Annotated in this window: 21 protein-coding genes; 14 read left to right on the forward strand and 7 right to left on the reverse strand. The window is 72.1% G+C overall.

The window, feature by feature from the left end:
• Positions 1 to 493: hypothetical protein (locus tag AC1DQF_RS10080; RefSeq protein WP_477525094.1), on the forward strand; the 493-nt coding region annotated here is incomplete at its 5' end.
• On the opposite strand, the gene AC1DQF_RS10085 is transcribed toward AC1DQF_RS10080, so the two are convergent.
• Positions 490 to 1695 (reverse strand): class I SAM-dependent methyltransferase, encoded by a 1206-nt coding sequence (locus AC1DQF_RS10085; RefSeq protein ID WP_477525095.1) that lies wholly within the window; start codon positions 1693 to 1695, stop codon positions 490 to 492. The two genes, AC1DQF_RS10080 and AC1DQF_RS10085, sit on opposite strands and share 4 nt — an antisense overlap.
• A gap of 62 nt (positions 1696 to 1757) precedes the next feature.
• On the opposite strand from AC1DQF_RS10085, the gene AC1DQF_RS10090 reads away from it, so the two are divergent.
• From AC1DQF_RS10090 to groL, 3 genes are all read left to right on the forward strand, one after another.
• Entirely contained in the window at positions 1758 to 2774 is a 1017-nt protein-coding gene (locus AC1DQF_RS10090) for a hypothetical protein (protein ID WP_477525096.1), read from the forward strand.
• A gap of 188 nt (positions 2775 to 2962) precedes the next feature.
• The gene (gene groES, locus AC1DQF_RS10095; protein WP_056887203.1) at positions 2963 to 3256 is read left to right on the forward strand and encodes a co-chaperone GroES; all 294 of its coding nucleotides are present in this window, start codon (positions 2963 to 2965) and stop codon (positions 3254 to 3256) included.
• Positions 3257 to 3361: 105 nt separating this feature from the next.
• Positions 3362 to 4984, forward strand: a complete 1623-nt coding sequence (gene groL, locus AC1DQF_RS10100) for a chaperonin GroEL (protein WP_477525097.1) — start codon at positions 3362 to 3364, stop codon at positions 4982 to 4984.
• 69 nt (positions 4985 to 5053) lie between these two features.
• On the opposite strand, the gene AC1DQF_RS10105 is transcribed toward groL, so the two are convergent.
• From AC1DQF_RS10105 to AC1DQF_RS10115, 3 genes are all read right to left on the reverse strand, one after another.
• A complete protein-coding gene (locus tag AC1DQF_RS10105; RefSeq protein WP_477525098.1) occupies positions 5054 to 6412 on the reverse strand; it encodes a hypothetical protein in 1359 nt (452 codons plus the stop codon).
• Positions 6406 to 6930 carry a SigE family RNA polymerase sigma factor gene (locus tag AC1DQF_RS10110; RefSeq protein WP_477525099.1) on the reverse strand — a complete coding sequence of 175 codons (525 nt, stop codon included), beginning with the start codon at positions 6928 to 6930 and terminating at the stop codon, positions 6406 to 6408. The genes AC1DQF_RS10105 and AC1DQF_RS10110 overlap by 7 nt, the downstream gene beginning before the upstream one ends.
• Positions 6931 to 7005: 75 nt before the next feature.
• Positions 7006 to 8580 carry an ArnT family glycosyltransferase gene (locus AC1DQF_RS10115; RefSeq protein WP_477525100.1) on the reverse strand — a complete coding sequence of 525 codons (1575 nt, stop codon included), beginning with the start codon at positions 8578 to 8580 and terminating at the stop codon, positions 7006 to 7008.
• Positions 8581 to 8749: 169 nt separating this feature from the next.
• On the opposite strand from AC1DQF_RS10115, the gene AC1DQF_RS10120 reads away from it, so the two are divergent.
• Together AC1DQF_RS10120 and guaB are read left to right on the forward strand one after the other, a co-directional pair.
• Complete coding sequence (locus tag AC1DQF_RS10120; RefSeq protein ID WP_477525101.1) at positions 8750 to 9640, forward strand: GNAT family N-acetyltransferase; 891 nt, start codon at positions 8750 to 8752, stop codon at positions 9638 to 9640.
• A 19-nt stretch (positions 9641 to 9659) separates the two neighbouring features.
• On the forward strand, positions 9660 to 11162 hold the full coding sequence (gene guaB, locus AC1DQF_RS10125) for an IMP dehydrogenase (RefSeq protein WP_477525102.1): 1503 nt from the start codon (positions 9660 to 9662) through the stop codon (positions 11160 to 11162).
• A 4-nt stretch (positions 11163 to 11166) separates the two neighbouring features.
• Here guaB and AC1DQF_RS10130 read toward each other — a convergent pair whose 3' ends face one another.
• The 3 genes from AC1DQF_RS10130 to AC1DQF_RS10140 form a co-directional block, all read right to left on the reverse strand.
• Complete coding sequence (locus AC1DQF_RS10130) at positions 11167 to 12015, reverse strand: MerR family transcriptional regulator (RefSeq protein WP_477525103.1); 849 nt, start codon at positions 12013 to 12015, stop codon at positions 11167 to 11169.
• Positions 12016 to 12108: 93 nt separating this feature from the next.
• Entirely contained in the window at positions 12109 to 12750 is a 642-nt protein-coding gene (locus tag AC1DQF_RS10135; RefSeq protein WP_477525104.1) for a fasciclin domain-containing protein, read from the reverse strand.
• A gap of 54 nt (positions 12751 to 12804) precedes the next feature.
• Complete coding sequence (locus AC1DQF_RS10140; RefSeq protein WP_477525105.1) at positions 12805 to 13275, reverse strand: GNAT family N-acetyltransferase; 471 nt, start codon at positions 13273 to 13275, stop codon at positions 12805 to 12807.
• Between the two features lie 75 nt (positions 13276 to 13350).
• On the opposite strand from AC1DQF_RS10140, the gene AC1DQF_RS10145 reads away from it, so the two are divergent.
• The 8 genes from AC1DQF_RS10145 (at position 13351) to AC1DQF_RS10180 (ending at position 23506) form a co-directional block, all read left to right on the forward strand.
• A complete protein-coding gene (locus AC1DQF_RS10145) occupies positions 13351 to 14457 on the forward strand; it encodes a GuaB3 family IMP dehydrogenase-related protein (protein WP_477525106.1) in 1107 nt (368 codons plus the stop codon).
• A gap of 114 nt (positions 14458 to 14571) precedes the next feature.
• Complete coding sequence (locus tag AC1DQF_RS10150; protein ID WP_477525107.1) at positions 14572 to 16188, forward strand: succinic semialdehyde dehydrogenase; 1617 nt, start codon at positions 14572 to 14574, stop codon at positions 16186 to 16188.
• Positions 16188 to 17906 (forward strand): GMC oxidoreductase, encoded by a 1719-nt coding sequence (locus AC1DQF_RS10155; protein WP_477525108.1) that lies wholly within the window; start codon positions 16188 to 16190, stop codon positions 17904 to 17906. Before AC1DQF_RS10150 ends, AC1DQF_RS10155 begins: the two co-directional genes overlap by 1 nt.
• A gap of 222 nt (positions 17907 to 18128) precedes the next feature.
• Entirely contained in the window at positions 18129 to 19706 is a 1578-nt protein-coding gene (guaA, locus tag AC1DQF_RS10160; RefSeq protein ID WP_477525109.1) for a glutamine-hydrolyzing GMP synthase, read from the forward strand.
• Between the two features lie 117 nt (positions 19707 to 19823).
• Positions 19824 to 21533, forward strand: coding sequence for a sodium:solute symporter family protein (locus tag AC1DQF_RS10165; protein ID WP_477525110.1), 1710 nt, complete (start codon positions 19824 to 19826; stop codon positions 21531 to 21533).
• Between the two features lie 11 nt (positions 21534 to 21544).
• Entirely contained in the window at positions 21545 to 21820 is a 276-nt protein-coding gene (locus tag AC1DQF_RS10170) for a hypothetical protein (RefSeq protein WP_477525111.1), read from the forward strand.
• Positions 21820 to 22200: a VOC family protein gene (locus tag AC1DQF_RS10175; protein WP_477525112.1), complete on the forward strand. Its 381-nt coding sequence runs from the start codon at positions 21820 to 21822 to the stop codon at positions 22198 to 22200. The genes AC1DQF_RS10170 and AC1DQF_RS10175 overlap by 1 nt, the downstream gene beginning before the upstream one ends.
• 40 nt (positions 22201 to 22240) lie before the next feature.
• Positions 22241 to 23506, forward strand: a complete 1266-nt coding sequence (locus tag AC1DQF_RS10180; protein WP_477525113.1) for a DUF6986 family protein — start codon at positions 22241 to 22243, stop codon at positions 23504 to 23506.
• Positions 23507 to 23510: the final 4 nt, after the last annotated feature.

Below are 23510 nucleotides of genomic sequence, written 5' to 3' on the forward strand. Positions count from 1 at the left end.
CGTGGGTGGTGCGGTCACGCCCGTCGGCGACCCGGTGGCGGTGGCCAACTTCGCCGGGGCCGCCCGGGCGGCGGGCCTCGACGTCCTCACCCGACGGGCCGCCCCTGCGTCGCTGACGACCGCGGAGCCGCCGCCGAGGCGCGCGAAGAAGGAGAAGGTCAAGGTCTTCGAGCGACGCCRCGCGGCGTGGAAGGCCCGCGAGAAGCGCCGGGTCGCCGCGCTCGCCCGCTGGACCGCCGCCGAGGATGCTCGGCTCGCGGCCGGCACGAGCATCGGGTTCACCGGCTACCAGGACGCGACGTACGACGGCCAGGTCGCGGTCGCGACCAACACGCCGTACGTCCTCGGCAGCGTCGGCGCGCCGGTCCGGCTGGCGACGTACGGCGACACCCCCGGCGCCATGTCCGTCCTGGTCGACGTGCTGCTCGGCCGGGCGAAGGCTCCGGGTCGGTTGCCCGTCGACGTGCCCGGCGTCGAGCGGCGCGGCTGCTAGAGGGGCTCGACCAGGAACGCGGTCCCGGCACCCCGGACGCGTGTCATGACGAGGATCCCCTCGTTGTCGCCGCGGAGGGCGAGCCGCTTGCGGAGCTGCTCGGGGACGACGTCGACGCCGCGCTTCTTGATCGCCAGGCGGCCGATGCCGCGCTCGCGCAGCGCGGCCCGCAGCGGCTTCTCCCGGTAGGGGACCTCCTCGAGGACCCGGTAGGAGCGGGCGAAGGGGGAGTGGAACGCGTCGTCGGAGGTCACGTAGGCGATGTGCTCGTCGAGCAGACCGCCCCCGACGCCGGCGGCCACGGCGGTGACCAGTCCGGCCCGGATGACGGCGCCGTCGGGCTCGTAGAGGAAGGCCCCCACGTCGCGCACCGGGCGCGGCCGGCCGTCGTACGGGTCGTCCTCGTCGGTGAGGCTGGCCAGCCCCCCGGCCGCCTGTCCTGAGCCTGTCGAAGGGATGACGGTGGCGCGGCGGCGGGTGGTGGCCAGGTGGGGCGACCACAGGGCGGCCTCCTTGACCTCCCCGCCGTCGCTCACCCACTCGGCCTCGATGTCGCCAGGGAGCATCGCGTGCGGGATGCCGGGGGCGACCTTGACCACGGCCGACCCGGTGAGCAGCTCCAGCACGAAGGGCCAGGGAGGGGTCCAGCCCTCGGCGTCGAACACCCGGCCGCGTGCGCCACGGCGGGCAGGATCGGCGAACACGGCACCGAAGGCGGACACGTCGAGGGTGGTGGCGTCGGCGACCTGGACGGCACCGGGCAGGCCGAGGGCCTCGAGGTTGGCCCGGGCGATGGCCACCCGCAACGGGTCGAGATCCACCCCCGCGGTGGTCAGCCCGGCCCGGGCGAAGGCCAGCAGGTCGCCCCCGATGCCGCACCCGAGGTCGATGACGCTGGAGGGTCGGGCGGCCGCGAGCCGTGCGGCCCGGTGCTCGGCCACCCGGAACCTGGTCGCCTGCTCGAGCGCGTCGGGGGTGAAGAACATCAGCGGCGCCAGGTCGCCGAACTTCGCGACCGCCCTGGCGCGCAGCTGCACCTGGGTCGTGGCGGCCGCCGCCCGGTCGGGGTCCGGCTCGAGGCGGCGTACCGACGTCGCGGCGCGGACCGGGTCACCGTCATGATCGACCCATGCCCGGGTCGCCTCCTCCAGCAGTCGCCGGCCGGCATCGGTCCGGAGCCAGGCCAGCGTCTCGAGGTCCACGCACGCATCCTGTCAGGCGGATCGGTGTACCTCCGCGCCCCCGACGTGGCAGGTTCTCCTCCGTGCGCAAGCTGCTGATCGTCCTCGTACCCGTGATCCTCATCGCCGCCCTGGCCGGTGGCGGCATCTGGCTCTCCCAGCGCGAGGAGTCCGGCACCACGCCAGGCACCCTCGTCGAGCAGCGCGCCGACGGACTGCTGGTGGGCCGCAGCACGGACGTGCGGGTGYCGTGGGGACGGCTCCAGGTGACGGTCACCGAGCCCCTGGACAGCGTCGACACGGGGGACGGCACCCTGCAGGGTCGCTTCGTCGGCGTCCAGGTCGAGCTGCGCGCCACCGACGACACCGTGCCGGTCGACCGGCTCCCCGACGCGTCGCTCGAGGACCCCACGTTCGGCGTCACGGCCGACGGCGAGACATGGCAGCTCCCCGCGCTGACGGGGTGGGTGGACGGCACCGAGATCTCCCCTGGTGCCCGTCGTGAGTACGTCGCGCTGCCCGAGGGCGCCGAGGAGGTCAGCGTCAGCGTGACCTACGACGGCGTCGCCCAGACCATCGACGCGGACACCGCCGACGTCACCACCGGGGACGCCGCGCCGCTCTACGACGCGTCCTTCGCCCGCCCGGGCGCCCCGTGCGGGGACCAGCTCTGGAGCCCCGGCGCCGCCGCGGTCGACGGGGCGGAGTCGGGCTGCTTCGTGCGCTCCTCGGTCACGCACCCCTACGTCGCCGGCCTGGGCTGGGCGCCGGCGGGCTCGCAGTGGCTGGTCGTGAGCGTCATCCCGGGCCCGCCGACCGCCTTCGAGGGCCGGCGCGGCACCTACGAGGTGGGCGACGACGGCGTCGAGACGTCGTACGGACTCGGCTTCGAGGAGCCCGTCGAGGTGTACGCCGCCAACGACCTGCTGCCCGACTCGGTCGAGCCGGACCCGTTCGACCCGCAGGTGGTGGTCTTCGAGGTCCCCGCGGACCGGCAGACCGGGCAGATGGACATCCGCACGAAGCTGACGGGCGAGCTCGAGCAGCGGGGCCGGACGCGCACCGCCCGCGCGCTCGTCGTCCAGGGCGCGTTCGTCTGAGGGCTGCTGCTGGCACTCGGGAGGGGGGAGTGCTAGCGTCTGACTTGGCACTCTCACCATGAGGGTGCCAGTGCTTGCAACGACGTACGACCCCCGCGACGGCGTGCGCCAGAGCAAGCCCCAACGTGCGAGAGCAATCGCTCTCGAGTCCCTCTCGACCTAACGTGGAAAGTGGAGGTTGATCCGAAGTGTCGGTCAACATCAAGCCCCTCGAGGACCGCATCGTCGTCCAGCCGCTCGACGCCGAGCAGACCACGGCCTCCGGCCTGGTCATCCCGGACACGGCCAAGGAGAAGCCCCAGGAGGGCGAGGTCCTGGCCATCGGCCCGGGTCGCATCGACGACAACGGCAACCGCGTCCCGCTCGACGTCGCCGTGGGCGACAAGGTCATCTACAGCAAGTACGGCGGCACCGAGGTCAAGTACGCCGGCGCCGAGTACCTCATCCTCAGCGCGCGCGACGTCCTCGCCGTCGTCTCCTGATCTCCGATAGTCCGTGACGATCGGACCCTGCGGCGAGGCTGCCGAGGGTCCGAWCGTCACGGACTATCTCCCTTTTCACCTCCCTCTCCACCAAGGAGCACCTGAATGCCCAAGATCCTGGAGTTCGACGAGAACGCCCGACGCGCCCTCGAGCGCGGCGTCGACGCCCTCGCCAACGCCGTCAAGGTGACGCTCGGCCCCAAGGGCCGCTACGTCGTCCTCGACAAGAAGTGGGGCGCGCCGACCATCACCAACGACGGTGTGACCGTCGCGCGTGAGATCGAGCTGGACGACCCGTTCGAGAACCTCGGTGCCCAGCTCACCAAGGAGGTCGCGACCAAGACCAACGACGTCGCCGGTGACGGCACGACGACCGCGACCGTGCTCGCCCAGGCGATGGTCCACGAGGGCCTGCGCGCCGTGGCCGCCGGCGCCAACCCGATGGGTCTCAAGCGGGGCATGGACGCCGCCGCCGAGGCCGTGGGCGACGCGCTGCGCGAGGCCGCCCGGGAGGTCGAGTCCAAGGAGGACATGGCCTCGGTCGCGACGATCTCGTCGCGCGACAGCCACATCGGCGAGCTGCTCGCCGAGGCCTTCGACAAGGTCGGCAAGGACGGCGTGATCACGGTCGAGGAGTCCAACACCATGGGCACCGAGCTCGAGTTCACCGAGGGCATGCAGTTCGACAAGGGCTACCTGTCGGCCTACTTCGTCACCGACCCCGAGCGCATGGAGGCCGTCCTCGACGACGCCTACATCCTCCTGCACCAGGGCAAGATCTCCTCGATCTCCGAGCTGCTGCCCCTGCTCGAGAAGGTCATCGCCGCGGGCAAGCCGCTCTTCATCCTCGCCGAGGACGTCGAGGGCGAGGCGCTCTCGACCCTGGTGGTCAACAAGATCCGCGGCACGTTCAACGCCGTCGCGGTCAAGAGCCCCGCCTTCGGTGACCGCCGCAAGGCGATGATGCAGGACATCGCGGTGCTGACCGGCGGCCAGGTCGTCGCTCCCGAGGTCGGGCTCAAGCTCGACCAGGTGGGTCTCGAGGTGCTGGGCCAGGCCCGCCGCGTCGTGATCACCAAGGACAACACCACGATCATCGAGGGCGCCGGCGACTCCGGTGCCGTCGAGGGCCGCGTCAACCAGATCAAGGCCGAGATCGAGAACAGCGACTCCGACTGGGACCGCGAGAAGCTGCAGGAGCGGCTGGCCAAGCTGGCCGGCGGCGTCTGCGTCATCAAGGTCGGCGCCGCCACCGAGGTGGAGCTCAAGGAGAAGAAGCACCGCATCGAGGACGCCGTGTCCGCGACGCGTGCCGCCATCGAGGAGGGCATCGTCCCCGGCGGTGGCTCCGCGCTCATCCACGCCGTCTCGGTGCTCGAGGACAACCTCGGCCTCACCGGTGACGAGGCCGTCGGCGTGCGCATCGTGCGCAAGTCCGCCGACGAGCCGCTGCGCTGGATCGCCGAGAACGGTGGGGTCAACGGCTACGTCGTCACCACCAAGGTCCGCGAGCTCGGCATCGGCAACGGCTACAACGCCGCCACCGAGGAGTACGGCGACCTGGTCGCCCAGGGCGTCCTGGACCCGGTCAAGGTCACCCGCTCCGCGCTGGTCAACGCCACCTCGATCGCGGGCATGCTGCTCACGACCGAGACGCTCATCGTCGAGAAGCCCGAGGACGAGGAGCCCGCCGCCGCGGGTGGCCACGGTCACGGGCACGGCCACTGAGCCCCTGCACCACCACGAAGGCCGCCGTCTCCCTCCGGGAGGCGGCGGCCTTCGCGCATGTCGGCGCGGTCAGTCGCGCCACTCGGCGACGACCTGGGTGGCGCCCTTGCCGCGATTGGTCGCGGTGTGCCACATGAGGTCGCCCTCCGGGGCCGGACCGCCCAGTCCCCACTGCGACACCGAGTCGCTCACCCGCACGAAGCGGTCCTCGGCCAGGTCGTAGACGTAGGTCCCCTCGGCGCCGCGCTGGTAGGACGTCACCGCCACCAGGCCGGGGTCGCCCCCGCTGGCCAGCGCACCGTCGATGCCGCTGTCCTGGATCGTGGTGACCTGCTCGCCCGAGGTGCTCAGCACCTGCACCCGGTCGTCACGCACCCCGTCCTCGTAGGTGCCGCAGTACTGGCCCATCACGATCCGGTCGTCGGTCGCACCGAACGACAGCAGGTTGCAGCGCTCGCCGGGCTTCGCGTCGAAGGTCCGCTCCGCGCCGGTGGCCAGGTCGCGGACGTGCACCATCCCGCTGTCGCCGTTGGTGGCGTCGGTCCACACGATGGAGGAGCCGGTGAAGGCGACGTCGCCGACGCGCAGCCCCTCGTCGCGGACGTCGGCCGGGTCGGTCAGCGACACCGACCAGAGCTCGAAGGTGTCGCCCTGGGCGTCGGCGTCCTCCGCCTCGCCGTCCGGTCCCATCGGCCAGCCGCCCTCCGGGACCTGGCCCGCGGTCGCCGGGACGGAGACGTACAGGCGTCCGTTGGGGCCGAGGTCGGCCTTCGGGAAGTCCACCTGCGGCAGGTCGGGCCACGACGTCGTGGACCAGGTCCGGGTGCTCCGGTCGAAGGCCATGACCACGAGGTCACCGCGCATCTCACCGTCGGAGAAGTCCGCGTCGGGGTCGTACGCCGTGCGGCTCCACAGCAGCACGTCCTCGCCCAGGTCGACCGGCCAGACCTGCTCGCCCTGGGTCGGGGGGTCCGGCAACCAGTCCTTGGCCCCGCTCGCCGGGTCCATCAGGGCGTAGCGCGCCCGGCGCTGGTCCATGCTCGGCCCGTCGCGGAAGAGCACCAGCCCGTCGTCGGTGACGCCGTCGAGGTACTCGCCGTTGTCGGCGTCGAGGTTCTCGTTGGTGTACGACGTCAGCACGTCGTAGTCGCGCCCCTCGACGGCCGGCGCGGCGTCGGAGAGCCGGAGCACCTGACCGGGGGGCACCGGGACGCCCGCCGTGCCGAGGTCCGGCGGGGCGGGGTCCAACCACGCCCACGACCCGAGCGAGACCACCCCGGCCGTGGCCAGGGCCACGCCTCCGGTGACCGCGCGACGACGGCGGCGCACACGACGCCGACCGGTGGTCAGGACGGACGCGAGGTCCGTGGGCTCGGGTGGGGGCGCGGCGACGTTGTCGCGCAGCAGCTCTCGCAGCTCGTTCACCATGGTGTGGCTCCTCCGGCAGTCAGCTCGCCGAGCGGCGAGTCCTCGAACATGGAGCGCAGCGAGCCCAGGGCCCTCGATGTCTGGCTCTTGACGGTGCCCTCGCTGCACCCGAGGGCGGACGCGGTGTCGGCGACGCTCAGGTCCTCGAAGTAGCGCAGCACCACGCAGGCCCGTTGCCGCGGTGGCAGGTCGGCCAGCGCCCGCATCAGGGCCTCCCGGGCGACGACCGTCTCGGCGACGTCGTCGCCGGCCGGCAGTCCGGTGTCGGGCTCGGTCGGCACCTCCGAGCTGGACCGGCGCCGTCGGTGGTCGAGGAAGGCGCTCACGACGGCCTTGCGGGCGTAGGCGTACTCCCGTCCCGCGCGGTGCAGCCGCGGCCACGCGACGTACACGCGGATCAGGCCCTCCTGGACGTGGTCGGAGGCCTGGTCCCAGTCGCCGCACATGAGGTACGCCGTCCGTCGCAACCGCCCCCGGGCACTGTGCGCGAACTCGACGAACTCCGCCTCGTCACGCATCGCTCACTCGCTCCATGCCCGGTACAACGCGGTGGGACGCCCGGGAGGTTGCATCGTCCCGCGCACCGACCCGACTCAGTCGCGCAGCGAGGCCAGGCCCTCGCGCCACGGCTCGGTGCACCGGCTGTCGAGGACGGGCCGCTCGAGGCTCTTGAGGTGGTAGACGCGGTACTCGTCGCACACGGTGGCGACGTACTGGTAGCGCTCGAGCAGCTCCTCGCCGATCCGCTCGGTCCCGCTCTCGGACCAGGTGTCGAGGGCGGTGAACTCCACGAACCACGTCGGTGCCGCGGGACCGGTGAGCAGGTCGCGGAGCTCGGTGAGGTCGGGATCGAGGGTGCGCATCGGTAGCGACCAGAGGTGCGGGTACGGCGATCGCAGCCCGCTGGCCCACTGGATGTCGGCGCGCCCGCCGTAGACGACGAGGGTGTCGCCGGGACGCGCCGCGCGCCCGATGGCCTCGCCGGCGTAGTACTCGACGGGGCGGTAGCGCTGGTCGGTGCTGTCCCACCAGCGCCACAGCGAGTCCAGGCTGCTCAGCACCACCAGGACGACGAGGGCCTGGGTGACGCCGGCCGTGACCCGCTGCCAGGTGCGGGTGCGCTGCGGGCCGCGCTCGACGGTGAGCACCAGGGCGGTGGCCAGCGCCACCGGCCCCACGAGGACCACGAGGTACGTCGTCCACCAGCTGCCGCTCTCCACGACCGCGACCACGTCGACGACGAGCATGGCGGTGACGGCGGCGGTGGGCACCGGGAGCCGACGGGCCAGCCGGGGCAGGTGCAGGACGAACCAGGCCACGAGGAAGGCCATCCCGGTCTCCATGACCAGCTCGCGCATCTGCACGGCCCGCTGGTCGATGGTGTCGCTCGGCTGGGACGCCAGCACGGCGTCGGCGTCGGGCCGGAAGCCGACCACGGCGTACCAGAGCGTGCCGAGGTCGACGCCTGCGACGAGCGCCCACCCGATCGTCACCACCACCGGGACCGCGGCACCGAGGCCGGCGGCGATGCCCAGCCGGAGGTGCGCGCGCCAGGACCGGCGGTCGGCGAGGGCACTGCCCAGCAGCAGGACGGCGCCGAAGACCAGCCCGCCCACCAGGCTCTGCTTGAGACCCACGGCGAGCAGCGCCACGAGGCCCGAGACGAACGCCAGCCGCGTCGAGCGCCGCTCCAGGGCGGCCAGCGCCAGCCAGCAGGAGCCCATGATCAGGGGGATCCCGAGGTGCTCGCCCTTGGCGGAGACGACGTCGATGCCCGCGTTGGACACCAGCCCGGCCGCCGCGACGGCGGTCCACGCCGCGACCCGGTCGGCACGGTCGGGGTCCAGCCCCGCGGCGTACGTCGCGATGCGCCGGGCCGTGGCGGCCGTGAGCAGCACGAACGCCAGGATCCCGACGGCGGCGAGCAGGCGCAGGGCGTAGGGGCCTCCCAGCCAGTCGGTGAGCCGGATCAGGGCGATGATCTCCGGGGGCCGGTCGACGAAGTAGGGGCCGTAGACGCTGTCCGGCGTCGGGGCCCAGCTGCGGGCGACGAGCAGGAAGCCGGCCTCGTCGGGGCGGAGCGGCCACATCGCGGAGGGGAACCGGGCCAGCACGGCCGCCACCGCCGCGACCCAGACGGTCAGGCGGGCGAGGGGCACGAGCGGCATCCGGGGGTCACAGTGCGCCCATTGTTCTCCACCGCCCCTCGCCGACACCTCATCCGTACGGGGAGTGGACCGCTCGGCGGAGGGTTTTCATCGGCGAAACATGCAGGCTTCCGACCCGCAACACGCGACACGCACGCTGGAGCCCGGACGACGAGACGAGGGGGAGCCCATGTTGTGGAGAGTGCGGCTGACGCTGCCGGACCGACCCGGTGCGCTGGCGACGCTGGCGAGCGAGTGCGGGGCAGCGGGCGTCAACATCCTGGGACTGCAGGTGTTCCCGGGGATCGACTCGGTGACCGACGAGCTGGTGCTCGAGGTGCCGGAGGGATGGGACGTGGACGACATCGCGTCCCTCGTGGAGCGCGCCGGCGCCCGTGCCGTGGTGTCGCACCCGTGCACGGAGGCGGCGCTGGTCGACCAGCCCGCCCGGTACGTCGCGGCCGCCCGCACGATCCTCGCCCAGCCGGCGCGGTTCCCCGAGGTGGTCGCGCAGCTCTTCGACGCGGAGGCCGAGCCGGGTGAGGCGGGATCCGACCACGACTCGATGGAGATGACGGTCAGCGACGTCTCGGTCCAGGTGCACCGGCGGGCGCCGTTCACCGCCACCGAGCACGCGCGGGGCGTCGCGCTCGCCGAGCTGGTGAGCGACGTCCTGGCGCGCAGCCGCGACGCGATGACCAGGCCGGAGCCCGGCCGCCGGCTGGGCACGGGAGCGACGCCGGAGCTCGTCGCGTCGAGCCACGGGGTCTCGGCGCTGGTGGACGGTACGACGGTCGGTCGCGCGGTGCTCGCCGAGATGGTGGCCCCCGGCTCCCGCCACCTGCACCTGGAGGTGGACCCGGCCTGGCGCCGGCGCGGCATCGGCTCGCGGCTGCTCCTGGAGGCCGCCCGGGCCGCCGCCGGGCTCGGTGACGACGAGCTGGTGCTGGTGACGAGCGCCGACAACCAGGCCGTCCTGCCGATGGTGCTCGGCTCCGGTCTGCGGGGCCGGATCCGGATGTCCGGTGACAGCCTGACCGTGCGCGTCCCGCTGCGAGACCTGGAGGGGGCCCGTCGCTGACGGCCCGTAGGATGGGGGAGTGGAGATCCCGGAGAAGTTCGCGGCCCTCGGCCTCACCTACGACGACGTCCTCCTGCTGCCGGGCGAGTCGGACCTCGCGCCCGACGAGATCGACACCACGAGCCGGCTGACCCGGGAGATCTCGCTGCGCGTCCCGCTGGTCAGCGCGGCCATGGACACCGTCACCGAGTCGCGGATGGCCATCGCGATGGCCCGCGAGGGCGGCCTCGGCGTGCTGCACCGCAACCTGTCGATCGCCGACCAGGCCTACCAGGTCGACCTCGTCAAGCGGACCCAGACCGGGATCATCTCCAACCCCGTCACCATCGGCCCCGACGCCACCCTCGAGGAGCTCGACCGCATCTGCGGCGAGTACCGCGTCTCGGGCCTGCCGGTCGTCGACGTGGACGGGCACCTGCTCGGCATCATCACCAACCGCGACCTTCGCTTCACCCCGGTGGCGGAGTGGGCGACCACGAAGGTCGACGAGGTGATGACCTCCGAGGGCCTCATCACCGGCACCATCGGCATCTCCCGCGACGACGCGACCACCCTGCTGCGCCGGCACAAGCGCGAGCGCCTCCCGCTCGTCGACGAGCAGGGCCGGCTCGGGGGCCTCATCACCGTGAAGGACTTCGTCAAGGGCGAGCAGTTCCCGCACGCGTCGTACGACGGGGACGGCCGGCTCCTCGTCGGTGCCGCGATCGGCTACTTCGGCGACGCCTGGGAGCGGGCCACCACCCTGGTCGAGGCCGGTGTCGACGTGCTCGTCGCCGACACCGCGCACGGCCACGTGCACCTGCTGCTCGACATGGTCCGCCGGCTCAAGAGCGACCCCGCCACCCGGCACGTCCAGGTGATCGGCGGCAACGTGGCCACCCGCGCGGGCGCCCAGGCGTTCGTCGACGCCGGCGCCGACGCGGTCAAGGTGGGGGTGGGCCCGGGGTCGATCTGCACCACCCGCGTCGTCACCGGGGTGGGCGTCCCGCAGGTCACGGCCGTCTACGAGGCGTCACTGGCCGCCAAGCCCGCGGGAGTGCCCGTCATCGCCGACGGTGGCATGAAGCACTCGGGCGAGATCGCCAAGGCGCTCGTCGCCGGCGCGGACGCCGTCATGCTCGGCTCGCTGCTCGCGGGCTGCGAGGAGTCGCCCGGCGAGCTGGTCTTCGTCAACGGCAAGCAGTTCAAGTCCTACCGGGGCATGGGTTCGCTCGGGGCGATGTCGAGCCGCGGCAAGAAGTCCTACTCCAAGGACCGCTACTTCCAGGCCGAGGTCACGAGCGACGACAAGATCGTGCCCGAGGGCATCGAGGGCCAGGTCGCCTACCGCGGGCCGCTCGGCGCGGTCGCCCACCAGCTCATCGGCGGGCTCAACCAGTCGATGTTCTACGTCGGCGCACGCACCGTCCCCGAGCTGCAGGACAAGGGCCGCTTCGTGCGGATCACCTCGGCCTCGCTCAAGGAGAGCCACCCGCACGGGGTGCAGATGACCGTCGAGGCCCCCAACTACTCCGGAGCCTGACGCCTCAGCCGCGGTCCAGGTAGGCCACGGCGCGGTTGAAGAAGGCGGCGGCGAGGACGGGGTCGGCCGCGTCGGTGCTCGCGGGCGCGGCCAGCGCCTCGACGAGCTGGGGTCCGTCGGCATCGTCGGCCGCGGCCGCACACACCCGCGCGGCCTCGCGGACGAGACGGGGCGCCATCGTCCAGGTGGCCTCGAACAGGCGGTGCAGCTCCGGGACGCCGATCTGTCCGGGCACCTCCCACGCGGTGAGGGCGATGGGGGCCTCGACCGCGTCGCAGACCACGGCCCACTCGCGCAGCAGCGGGGAGCGCTCCGGGAGGGTGATCAGGTGCAGGTCGTCCTCGTCGCGGGCGCCGGCGGGGAAGTCGGCGTACACGTGGGTGGAGCGGGCGAGCAGGGCCAGCTCGCGCCAGCGCGCCCGGGCGGGGGTGAAGTGCTGGGGACGCTGGAAGAGCCCGAAGAGGTGGYCGTCGTGGGCCCGGACGCAGAACTCGTCCTCGATGGCGTGYGACAGGCCGATCAGGGTGCGCTTGGTCAGGCGGTGGACCGGCAGGGAGGGGTCCTGGCGCAGCAGGTGGGCGTGGACCGAGCGGGGCCGCGGGCCGGAGGCCACCTGTTCCTGGTGGACCGCCTCGCGACGTGCGGCGGTGATCGCGGCGTCCAGGCGCATGCCCGAGTCACGCAGCCGCGCGACCTCCCTCACCAGCGCGGCGTCGCCCTCGTCGTAGCGGCGGTGCCCGGACTCGAGCCGCGTGGGGACCGGGAAGCCGTGCCGCTCCTCCCAGATCCGGAGGGTGGAGGGCGTCACTCCCGTACGGGAGGAGAGCTCTCCGATGGAGAGGAAGGTCGTCATGGGGTCCCGTCGGTGCGAGGAGCCGTGCCCGGGGCGGGGGGACACCCCCGGACACGGCTTCCTGGCTGGTTGCCTCGGTCGATCAGGGGTCGATCAGAGGTCGAGCGGACGCAGCACGCGGTCGATGCCGTGACCGATCTGGCGGTTGCCCTTGTTCAGGTCGAGCAGCATCGGGATGGCCCGGGCGTCGCGGTCGTTCTTGTCCTTGTCGACGAGGACGACCTTGCCCTTCGTGATCTTGACCCGGATCGTGGCGCCGTTGGCCATGGTGATCTTCGAGCCCTTCTTGGCGGCGGCCACGACCTTGGCGGAGTCGAGCGTCGCACCCGCGACCACGTGGTAGAGCAGCACGGACTCGATCGTGTCGATGTCGTACGTCGCGACGATGGCCTCCACGGTCGCCTTCTCGGTCTTCGGCGCGGTGCCCGTCAGGTCGGTGACGAGCTTGCGGAAGGCCAGGTCGGTGGGCGCGAACGCGGTGAGGCGCTTCTTGCCGTCGACCAGCGCGAGCAACGGGGTGTCGGGCTTGGCATCGGCGACGGCCAGGACCGCGGCCTCGATGATGTCGAAGTCCTTCCAGTTCTTGTCCAGCTTCTGACCGTCGGCGGCGAGCAGGGCCCCCAGGCTGTCGGTGCCCGCGGCACGTTGGGCGTTGGCGGGAGCGATCGGGGCCGTGGCGAGCGCGGCGGCGACGAGGGCACCGGCAACGGGGCCGGCCAGGTGGCGCTTGAGCATCAGGGAGCCTTTCGTAGGTGGGAACTCGAAGATACCTCCACAGGCTGTGGAAGTCTATGTGGATAACTGTGGAGATTTATCCGGAGCTCCCGGACCCGGGAGGATCTTCTTCAGGTGCACGTCGGCCTCTCCCACGCGGGGCACGTCCTGCCAGCGGGCGAACTCGACGTAGCCGTGCCGTGCGTAGAAGGCGGGCGCCTGGAAGGTGAACGACGTGACGAACACGTGCGCGCAGCCGCGCCGCAGCGCCTCGGCCTCGAAGTCGGTGAGCAGGCGCGAGCCGAGGCCCGCGGCCCGCACGTCGGCGCGCACCCAGGTCATGCCGATGCCGGCGGCCACCCCCCACGTCCACCCGCTGATGCCGGCGACCAGGGCACCCTCCCCGTCGGTGATCCGGACGGTCAGCTCCTCGGCGGCGTCGATGCCCGGCGTGGCGGCGGCGTTGACGACGTCCAGCGCTGCGGAGAGGTGGGTGTCGAGGTCGGGGTCGGCGGCGCCGACGGTGCTGGTGAAGGAGGAGGGCATGGCGGCGATCGTGCCACCGGGCCCGGTGGACGAGGCCGAAGGATCGCGGGGGAGGCGGCCGATAGGCTGCACCGCGTGACTGAGATCGAGATCGGCCGAGCCAAGCGCGCCCGTCGCGCCTACTCCTTCGACGACATCGCGATCGTGCCCTCCCGGCGCACGCGCGACCCCGAGGAGATCAGCACCGCCTGGCAGATCGACGCCTACCGGTTCGACCTGCCCGTGCTGGGCGCCCCCATGGACTCGGTGATGTCGCCGGCGACCGCGATCGCGTTCGGCCGCCTCGGCGGGCTCGGGGTGCTCAACCTCGAGGGCCTGTGGACGCGGTACGACGACCCGTCCGACCTGCTCGAGGAGGTCGCCGGCCTGCAGGGCAGCGACGCCACCCGCCGGATGCAGGAGATCTACGCCGAGCCGATCCGTGCCGAGCTCATCACTGCCCGGCTCAACCAGGTGCGCGACGCCGGGGTGACCGTCGCCGGGTCCCTGTCGCCGCAGCGGACCAAGGAGTTCGCCAAGACCGTGGTGGACGCCGGTGTCGACATGTTCGTCATCCGTGGGACCACGGTGAGCGCCGAGCACGTCTCCTCGCAGAGCGAGCCGCTGAACCTCAAGGAGTTCATCTACGAGCTCGACGTCCCGGTCGTCGTGGGTGGCTGCGCGACCCACCAGGCGGCCCTGCACCTCATGCGCACCGGTGCCGCCGGTGTCCTCGTCGGCTTCGGTGGCGGCGCCGCCCACACCACGCGCACCGTGCTCGGCATCGCCGTCCCGATGGCCTCGGCCGTCGCCGACGTCGCTGCCGCGCGACGCGACTACCTCGACGAGTCGGGCGGCCGCTACGTCCACGTGATCGCGGACGGGTCCATCGGCCGCTCGGGCGACGTGGCCAAGGCCATCGCCTGCGGCGCCGACGCCGTGATGGTCGGCTCGCCGCTGGCCAGGGCCACCGATGCCCCCGGCCGCGGCTTCCACTGGGGCGGCGAGGCGCACCACCCCGACCTGCCGCGTGGCCAGCGCGTGGAGTTCGGGCCGGTCGGCTCGATGGAGGAGATCCTCTTCGGTCCCTCCCGTGTCGCCGACGGCACCATGAACCTCATCGGTGCGCTCCGTCGCTCGATGGCCACGACCGGCTACACCGATCTCAAGGAGTTCCAGCGGGTCGAGGTCGTCGTCGGGTGACCTGCGGCGCCCGGCACGCTCCGACGGACTTGACAAAACCCTGCCGGATGTCGAATACCGGGACAATGTGACCAACGGGTAGCAACGCCTCGGGGACCGGCCTACCCTCGGGCCATGAGCGAGCACACCCCTGCCTCCGGCCCCCTCGTGGACGGCCCGCACGACCCCGAGCACGACCCCAGGGCGGCGTACGCACTGGAGCCGGAGTACGTCGCGGCGCTCACCCGCCGCATCGTGGCCACCACCGGGCGGACGGTGCCGGTCGCCTCCCCGCTGGACGGCCGGCCGCTGGCCCACGTCCCGCAGTCGAGCACCGACGACGTCGCGGAGGCCTACGTCCGCGCGCGCCGGGCGCAGGCCGCGTGGGCCCGCACCTCCCTCGACGAGCGGGCCGCGATGCTGCTGCGCCTGCACGACCTGGTGCTCGATCGCCAGGAGGAGATCATCGACCTGGTCGTGCTGGAGTCGGGCAAGGCCCGCAAGCACGCCTTCGACGAACCGCTCCACATCGCGCTCACGGCGCGCTACTACGCCCGCACCGCGCACCAGCACCTCGACACCGAGCGCAAGCTCGGCGTGGTGCCCGGCCTCACCCGCGTCGAGGTCAACCGGGTCCCCAAGGGCGTCGTCGGGATCATCTCGCCCTGGAACTACCCGTTCACCATGGCGCTGTGCGACGGCCTGCCGGCCCTGCTTGCCGGCAACGCCGTGGTCGCCAAGCCGGACGCCCAGACGATGCTCTCGGCGCTGCTCGCCGCCCAGCTGCTCGAGGAGGCCGGCTTCCCGCAGGACCTGTGGCAGGTCGTCGCCGGACCGGGTCCCGAGCTCGGCCCGCCGATCATCGACGGCGCCGACTACGTCTGCTTCACCGGCTCCACGGCGACCGGCCGGATCATCGCCGCCCGGTGCGCCGAGCGGCTCATCGGCTGCTCGCTGGAGCTCGGGGGCAAGAACCCGATCCTGGTGCTGCGCGACGCCGACCTCGAGAAGGCCGCCGAGGGCGCCGTCCGGGCGTCGTTCTCCAACGCCGGCCAGCTGTGCGTGTCCATGGAGCGGATGTTCGTCGCCGACCAGGTCTACGACCGGTTCGTGGAGCGCTTCGTGGCCCGTACCCAGGCGATGACGCTGGGCGCCAGCCTCGAGTGGGGCGTCGACATGGGCTCGCTGGTCTCCCGGGCGCAGCTCGACACCGTCCAGGCCCACGTGGACGACGCCGTCGCCAAGGGCGCCCGGGTCCTCGCCGGCGGCCGGGCGCGCCCCGACCTGGGGCCCTACTTCTTCGAGCCGACCATCCTCGAGGGCGTCACGCCCGACATGACCTGCTTCGGCCAGGAGACCTTCGGTCCGGTGATCTCGCTCTACCGCTTCCACGACGAGGCCGACGCCGTCGCGCGAGCCAACGCGGGGGAGTACGGCCTCAACGCGTCGATCTACACCCAGGACGGCGCCCGGGGCCGGGAGATCGCCCGCCACGTGACCTGCGGCACCGTCAACATCAACGAGGCCTTCGGGGCCACCTTCGCCAGCATCGACTCCCCGATGGGTGGCATGCGCGAGTCCGGGATGGGCCGCCGCCAGGGCAGCGAGGGCATCCACCGCTACACCGAGTCCCAGTCGGTCGCCACCCAGCGGCTGATCCGCTTCGCCCCGATGCTCGGCATGTCCGACGACCGCTACGCCAAGATCATGACCGCCCAGCTGCGGCTGATGAAGAAGCTGGGTCGCGCGTGATGGGCGAGCAGGACGAGCTCGACTACGACGTCGTCATCATCGGGTCGGGCTTCGGCGGGTCCGTCTCCGCGCTGCGCCTGACGGAGAAGGGCTACCGGGTCGCGGTGCTCGAGGCCGGGGCCCGCTTCGCCGACGCCGACTTCGCGGCCACCAGCTTCGACGCGAAGCGCTACCTCTTCGCCCCCGCGGCGGGCTGCTACGGAATCCAGCGCATCGACATGGTCAAGGACTGCATGATCCTGGCCGGCGCCGGGGTCGGCGGTGGCTCGCTGGTCTACGCCAACACGCTCTACGAGCCGCTCGACGCGTTCTACCGCGACCCCTCGTGGGCCCACATCGCCGACTGGAAGTCCGAGCTGGCGCCCTACTACGACCAGGCCAAGCGGATGCTCGGCGTCATCGACAACCCCGTCCGCACCCCCAGCGACGAGGTGATGGAGCAGGTCGCCATCGACATGGGCGTCGGCGACACCTTCCACCCCACGCCGGTCGGCGTCTTCTTCGGCCAGCAGCCCGGCATCGGCGGCGAGAGCGTCCCCGACCCCTTCTTCGGTGGGGCCGGCCCCGACCGCAACCCGTGCAAGGCCTGCGGGGAGTGCATGACCGGGTGCCGGCACAACGCCAAGAACACCCTGGTCAAGAACTACCTCCACCTGGCCGAGCAGGCCGGCGCCGTCGTGCACCCCCTCACCACGGTCACCCGCGTGCGTCCCCGCGACGGCGGCGGCTACGAGGTCGACACCCGGTGGACCAAGGCCAAGCTGTCGCGACGCAGCGCCACCAAGACCTTCACCGCCGAGCAGGTGATCTTCTCGGCGGCCTCCCTCGGCACCCAGAAGCTGCTGCACAAGCTCAAGGGCGAGGGCGACCTGCCCCACGTCAGCGACCGCCTGGGCAGCCTCACGCGCACCAACTCCGAGGCGATCCTCGGTGCGCTGGCGCCCGACATCACCGTCGACTACAGCCAGGGCGTCGCCATCACCTCCTCGTTCCACCCCGACGCGGACACGCACGTCGAGCCGGTGCGCTACGGCAAGGGCTCCAACTTCATGGCCCTCCTGCAGACGGTGCTGGCCGACGAGATCGAGGGCCAGTCGCGCTGGAGGTCGTGGCTCAAGGAGCTGTGGACCCAGCGCCGCAGCGCGCTCGACCTCTACGACATGAAGCACTGGTCGGAGCGCTCCGTCATCGCGCTGGTGATGCAGACCCTCGACAACTCGATCACCACGGTGGGGGTCCGGACCCCGTTCGGCTGGCGGATGTCGAGCACGCAGGGCCACGGCGAGCCCAACCCCACCTACATCCCGGTCGCCTACGACGTCGTACGCCGGATGGCCACGCTCATCGGCGGCACCCCGGGCGGCAACGTGGGCGAGCCCTTCAACCGTCCGCTCACCGCCCACTTCATCGGCGGGTGCACCATCGGCGACTCGCCCGAGACCGGGGTCGTCGACGCCTACCAGCGCATGTACGGCCACGAGGGGCTGCACGTCGTCGACGGATCGGCCGTCTCGGCCAACCTCGGCGTGAACCCGTCGCTGACCATCACCGCCCAGGCGGAGCGGGCGATGGCCTTCTGGCCCAACAAGGGGGAGGCCGACGAGCGACCGCCGCTCGGGTCGACGTACGCCCGGATCCAGCCCGTGGCGCCCAAGAACCCGGTGGTCCCCGAGGCCGCTCCGGGCGCCCTGCGGCTGCCCATCGTCGGGGTCAGCTGAGGTCGCGAACTTTTCCCCGGGATCGGCGTAACCCGCTGCGGGAGGGGTCGTTTGCACCGGTGACAGGTCCGGCAGTCACGCTCCCTCCCAGTTGGCCGGGCCGGTCAGTCCAGGCGCTGTTCCGCAGGGCATGGGCCTTCAGGGCCCCGACCATCCCTCCCTCCCCGGTCGGGGCCCTGAGTCACGTCCGGGGGAGGGGCGCGTACTCGGTACCCTTCGGGGGTGACCGACACCCCTGACCACGACCTGGTCCTCGTCGTCGACTTCGGCGCCCAGTACGCCCAGCTGATCGCCCGCCGCGTGCGCGAGGCGCGGGTCTACTCCGAGATCGTGCCGCACTCGATGCCCGTGGCCGAGATGCTCGCGAGGCGGCCGAAGGCGATCATCCTCAGCGGTGGCCCGTCCTCGGTGTACGCCGAGGGCGCCCCCGGCATCGACGACGCGGTGTTCACGGCGGGGGTGCCCGTCTTCGGCATGTGCTACGGCTTCCAGCTGATGGCCAAGGGCCTCGGCGGCGAGGTGGCCCACACCGGCGCCCGCGAGTACGGCCGCACCCCGGTGACGATCACCGAAGGCGGCACCCTGCTCGCCGACCTGCCGGCCACCCACAACGTGTGGRTGTCGCACGGCGACTCGGTCGCCGCGGCTCCCGAGGGCTTCACCGTCCTCGCCTCGACCACGGTCACCCCGGTCGCGGCCTTCGAGGACACCGGTCGCGGCCTCGCCGGCGTCCAGTGGCACCCAGAGGTGCTGCACTCCGAGCACGGCCAGCAGGTCCTCGAGCACTTCCTGCACGAGATCGCCGGCTGCCGCCAGACCTGGACGATGGTCAACATCGTCGAGGAGCAGGTCGAGCGCATCCGCGAGCAGGTCGGCGAGCGGGGCCGGGCGATCTGCGCCCTGTCCGGCGGTGTCGACTCCGCGGTGGCCGCCGCCATCGTGCAGCGCGCCATCGGCGACCGACTCACCTGCGTGTACGTCGACCACGGGATGATGCGCAAGGGCGAGACCGAGCAGGTGCGCCGCGACTTCGAGGAGGTCTTCGACGCCCTCGACGTCGTCGATGCCGCCGACCAGTTCCTGGGCGCGCTGGCCGGTGTCCACGACCCCGAGGAGAAGCGCAAGATCATCGGGCGCGAGTTCATCCGGACCTTCGAGGCCGCGGAGGTYCGCGTCTTCGGTTCGCTGTCCGACGAGGAGCGCGGCGACACGGCGTACCTCGTGCAGGGCACGCTCTACCCGGACGTCGTGGAGTCCGGCGGTGGTGCCGGTACGTCGACCATCAAGTCGCACCACAACGTCGGCGGCCTTCCCGACGACCTCCAGTTCGACCTCATCGAGCCGCTGCGCACGCTCTTCAAGGACGAGGTCCGCGCCGTGGGGGAGCAGCTCGGCCTCCCGTCGACCATGGTGTGGCGCCAGCCGTTCCCCGGCCCCGGCCTGGGGATCCGGATCATCGGCGAGGTGACGAAGGCCCGGCTCGACCTGCTGCGCGAAGCCGACGCCATCGCCCGCGAGGAGCTCACCCGGGCCGGCCTCGACCGGGACATCTGGCAGATGCCGGTCGTGCTGCTCGCCGAGGTGCGCTCGGTGGGCGTCCAGGGCGACGGCCGCACCTACGGCCACCCGGTCGTGCTGCGCCCGGTGACCTCCGAGGACGCCATGACCGCCGACTGGGCACGCCTGCCCTACGAGGTGATGGAGCGGATCTCGACCCGCATCACCAACGAGGTCGCGGAGATCAACCGCGTCACCCTCGACATCACCTCCAAGCCCCCGGGGACCATCGAGTGGGAGTGAGGGGTGGTGCGGGCCGGGACTGAGAGCCACTAGGTTGGCGGGCGGCCTGCTCCACCTCGGAGCGGTCACCCACCTCGGGAGGAACGTGTGTCAGTGCAGCTCGCCCCGGTGACCCCCATGGCCACCCTCATCGACGCCTCGTGGCTCGACTACCTGCTCGTGGCGATCTACTTCGCCTTCGTGCTGGGCATCGGCGTCATGGCGCGGCGCTCGGTCTCGGACTCCATCGACTTCTTCCTCTCCGGGCGCTCGCTGCCGGCCTGGGTGACGGGCCTCGCCTTCATCTCGGCCAACCTCGGTGCGGTCGAGATCATGGGGATGTCGGCCAACGGTGCGGAGATCGGCCTGCCGACCGTCCACTACTTCTGGGTGGGCGCGGTCCCGGCGATGCTGTTCCTGGGCGTCGTGATGATGCCCTTCTACTACGGCTCCAAGGTCCGGTCGGTGCCGGAGTTCATGTTCCGCCGGTTCGGCACCGGCGCCCACCTGGTCAACGCGATCAGCTTCGCCGTCGCGCAGCTGCTCATCGCCGGGGTCAACCTCGCGCTGCTGGCCGGCATCGTGCACGCGCTGCTGGGCTGGCCGATCTGGATCGCGCTGGTCGTCGCCGGGGCCATCGTGCTGTCCTACATCACCCTGGGCGGGTTGAGCGCCGCGATCTACAACGAGGTGCTCCAGTTCTTCATCATCATCGCCTCGTTGCTGCCGCTGACGCTGATCGGCCTGCACCGGGTCGGCGGGTGGGGCGGGCTGACCGACAAGATCACCGCCGCCGCGGACGGCGCCCCGGCCTCGGCCGGCGTCGCCCCCGCCGCGCAGCAGCTCGAGTCGTGGCCGGGCGAGGCGCTCTCCGGGTTCGGCTCGCCGTTCCTGTCGGTGATCGGGATCGTGTTCGGCCTCGGTTTCGTGCTGTCCTTCGGCTACTGGACCACCAACTTCGTCGAGGTCCAGCGCGCCATGGCCTCCAACTCCATGTCCGCGGCCCGCAAGACGCCGATCATCGGGTCCTTCCCGAAGATGTTCATCCCGTTCCTCGTCATCGTGCCGGGCATGGTGTCCGCGGTCCTGGTGCGGGAGATGATCGACCTCAAGAACGGCGGCAGCCCCGCCGGCGGGGCCTCGGGCGACGGGGTCTCCTACAACGACGCGCTGCTCCTGCTGATGCGCGACGTCCTGCCCAACGGCCTCCTCGGCCTCGCGATCGCCGGGCTCCTGGCGGCCTTCATGGCCGGCATGGCGGCCAACATCTCGGCGTTCAACACCGTGTTCTCCTACGACCTGTGGCAGCGCTACATCCGCAAGGACCACGCCGACGACTACTACCTGCGCATCGGTCGGATCGCCACGGTCGGCGCCACCTTCATCGCGATCTTCACCGCGCAGATCGCGCTGGGCTACAGCAACATCATGGACTACCTCCAGACCCTGTTCGGATTCTTCAACGCACCGCTCTTCGCCACCTTCATCCTCGGCATGTTCTGGAAGCGGATGACGCCCACCGCCGGCTGGGTCGGCCTGGTCGCCGGCACCCTGTCCGCCGTCGCCGTCGACCGGCTGGCCGCGGCGGGGGTGATCGACCTGCCGGGCCAGGGCGCCGCGTTCGTCGCCGCGTCCACGGCCTTCGTGGTCGACATCGTGCTCAGCGTGATCGTCTCCCTGGTGACCGAGCCCAAGCCGGCCTCCGAGCTCAAGGGCCTCGTCTACTCCGAGACCCCGCGCGAGGACCTGATCGACCCGGACGAGGCCGCGAGGCCCTGGTACCAGCGCACCATCCCGCTCGCCGCGCTCTCGCTGGCGATGGTCATCATCCTCAACGCCGCCTTCTGAGAGGGACCACCATGTCCGACGGCACGTCCCGCACCGGCACCCACCAGGCCGGTGTCTTCGACATCCGCAACATCATCGCGGCCCTGCTCGGCCTGTACGGCGTGATCCTCACGCTCGCGGGGCTGCTCGGCGAGCACGAGCCGGACATGACCGGCGGGGTCAACGCCAACCTCTGGACCGGCCTCGGGCTCCTCGTCGTGGCCGGGTCGTTCCTGCTCTGGGCCCGGCTGCGACCGCTCGAGGTGCCCGAGGACGCGGACCCGGCCGACGACGAGCCGGTCGGCTGATGGCGCGCGCGATCCACCACTGGGACCTCTGGGTCGGCGACGTGGCGGTCGCCACCGACGAGTGGGGCTGGCTGCTGGGGGAGCTCGGCTGGGAGGTCGACGGGTCGTCGTGGCGGGCCGACGACGGCACCTACGTGTTCCTCGAGCGCTCCGACGACCAGGTCGACGAGCCGCACGACCGGTTGCGGCCGGGCGTCAACCACGTCGCCCTCACGGTCGAGGACCGGCACCTGCTCGACCGCATCCGGGCCGAGTCCAGCGCCCACGGCTGGCACGAGCTGTTCGCCGACCGCTACCCGCACGCCGGGGGAGACGACCACACGGCGCTGTACCTGGAGAGCTCCGAGGGGTTCGAGGTCGAGCTCGTCGTGGGTGACTGAAGTCGGCCCCGCCGAGCCCGGTCCGCACTAGGGTGCGGGGATGACGGGCGGTCAGCCGGGCACCGGACTCGACCTCGACCTGCTTGCCGACGAGATCGACGAGCGACTCGGGGCGGCCGACGCCGCGCTCGCCGACGCGTACCCCGGCGAGCGGCCCGGGCGCCAACCGGTGCACACCGTCTACGTCCCCGCCGACCGCTTCCACGCGGGTCTCGTCGCCGAGCACGGCCACGAGGCCCTCCGGGCCATGCGCCACCACGAGACGATCCTGCTCGAGCTCGTCGGGGGTGACCAGGACCTGTTGCGCCGGGTGCGGGACAAGCTCGGACGGGAGCCGGTCGAGGACCTCCGGATCGACTTCGAGGACGGCTACGGGCCGCGCTCGGACGAGGAGGAGGACCGCGCGGTCGAGGCCGCCGCCCGGGACCTGCGTGCCGAGCTGGGTGCCGGGGCGGCTCCGCCCGKCACCGGCATCCGGTTCAAGAGCTTCGAGCGCCCCACCCGGCGGCGCGGTCTCCGCACGCTGGCCCTGTTCGTGGCGACGCTGACCGACGGTGGCCCGGTCCCCGACGGGTTCGTCGTCACCCTCCCCAAGGTCACGTCCGTCGACCAGGTCCAGGCGCTGGTGCACGCCGCCGGTCGGCTCGAGGCGCAGCTGGGACTGGCCGCGGAGTCGCTGCGCTTCGAGCTCCAGATCGAGACACCGCAGTCGATCCTCGGACCCGACGGCACCGCGCTGGTCGCCCGGATGGTCCACGCGTCCGGTGGCCGGTGCACCGGCCTGCACTACGGCACGTACGACTACTCGGCGTCCTGCGGCATCGCGGCCGCCCAGCAGAGCCTCGAGCACCCGGTCGCCGACCACGCCAAGGCCGTCATGCAGGCGGCGGCGGCCGGCACCGGCGTACGCCTCTCCGACGGGTCCACCAACGTCCTTCCGGTGGGCCCGCCCGAGGCCGTCCGTGCGGCGTGGAGCAACCACCTGCGCCTGGTGCGCAGGTCGCTGGAGCGCGGCTACTACCAGGGCTGGGACCTGCACCCGGCCCAGCTGCCGACCCGGTACGCCGCGACGTTCGCGTTCTACCGCCGGGGGCTGGCCGCCGCGGGGACGCGGCTGCACGGCTACGTCGAGCGGCGGGGCACCGGGATCCTCGACGAGCCGGCCACCGCCCGCGCGCTGGCCGACTTCGTGCTCCGGGGGCTCGACTGCGGGGCCGTGTCGGCGAGCGAGGTCACCGACGCGAGCGGTCTCGACACGGCGACGCTGGCGGTCCTCGCGCACCGCACCACCGAGAGGGAGAGGTGAGCAG

This window comes from Nocardioides sp. P4_G4 (genome assembly GCF_056401085.1).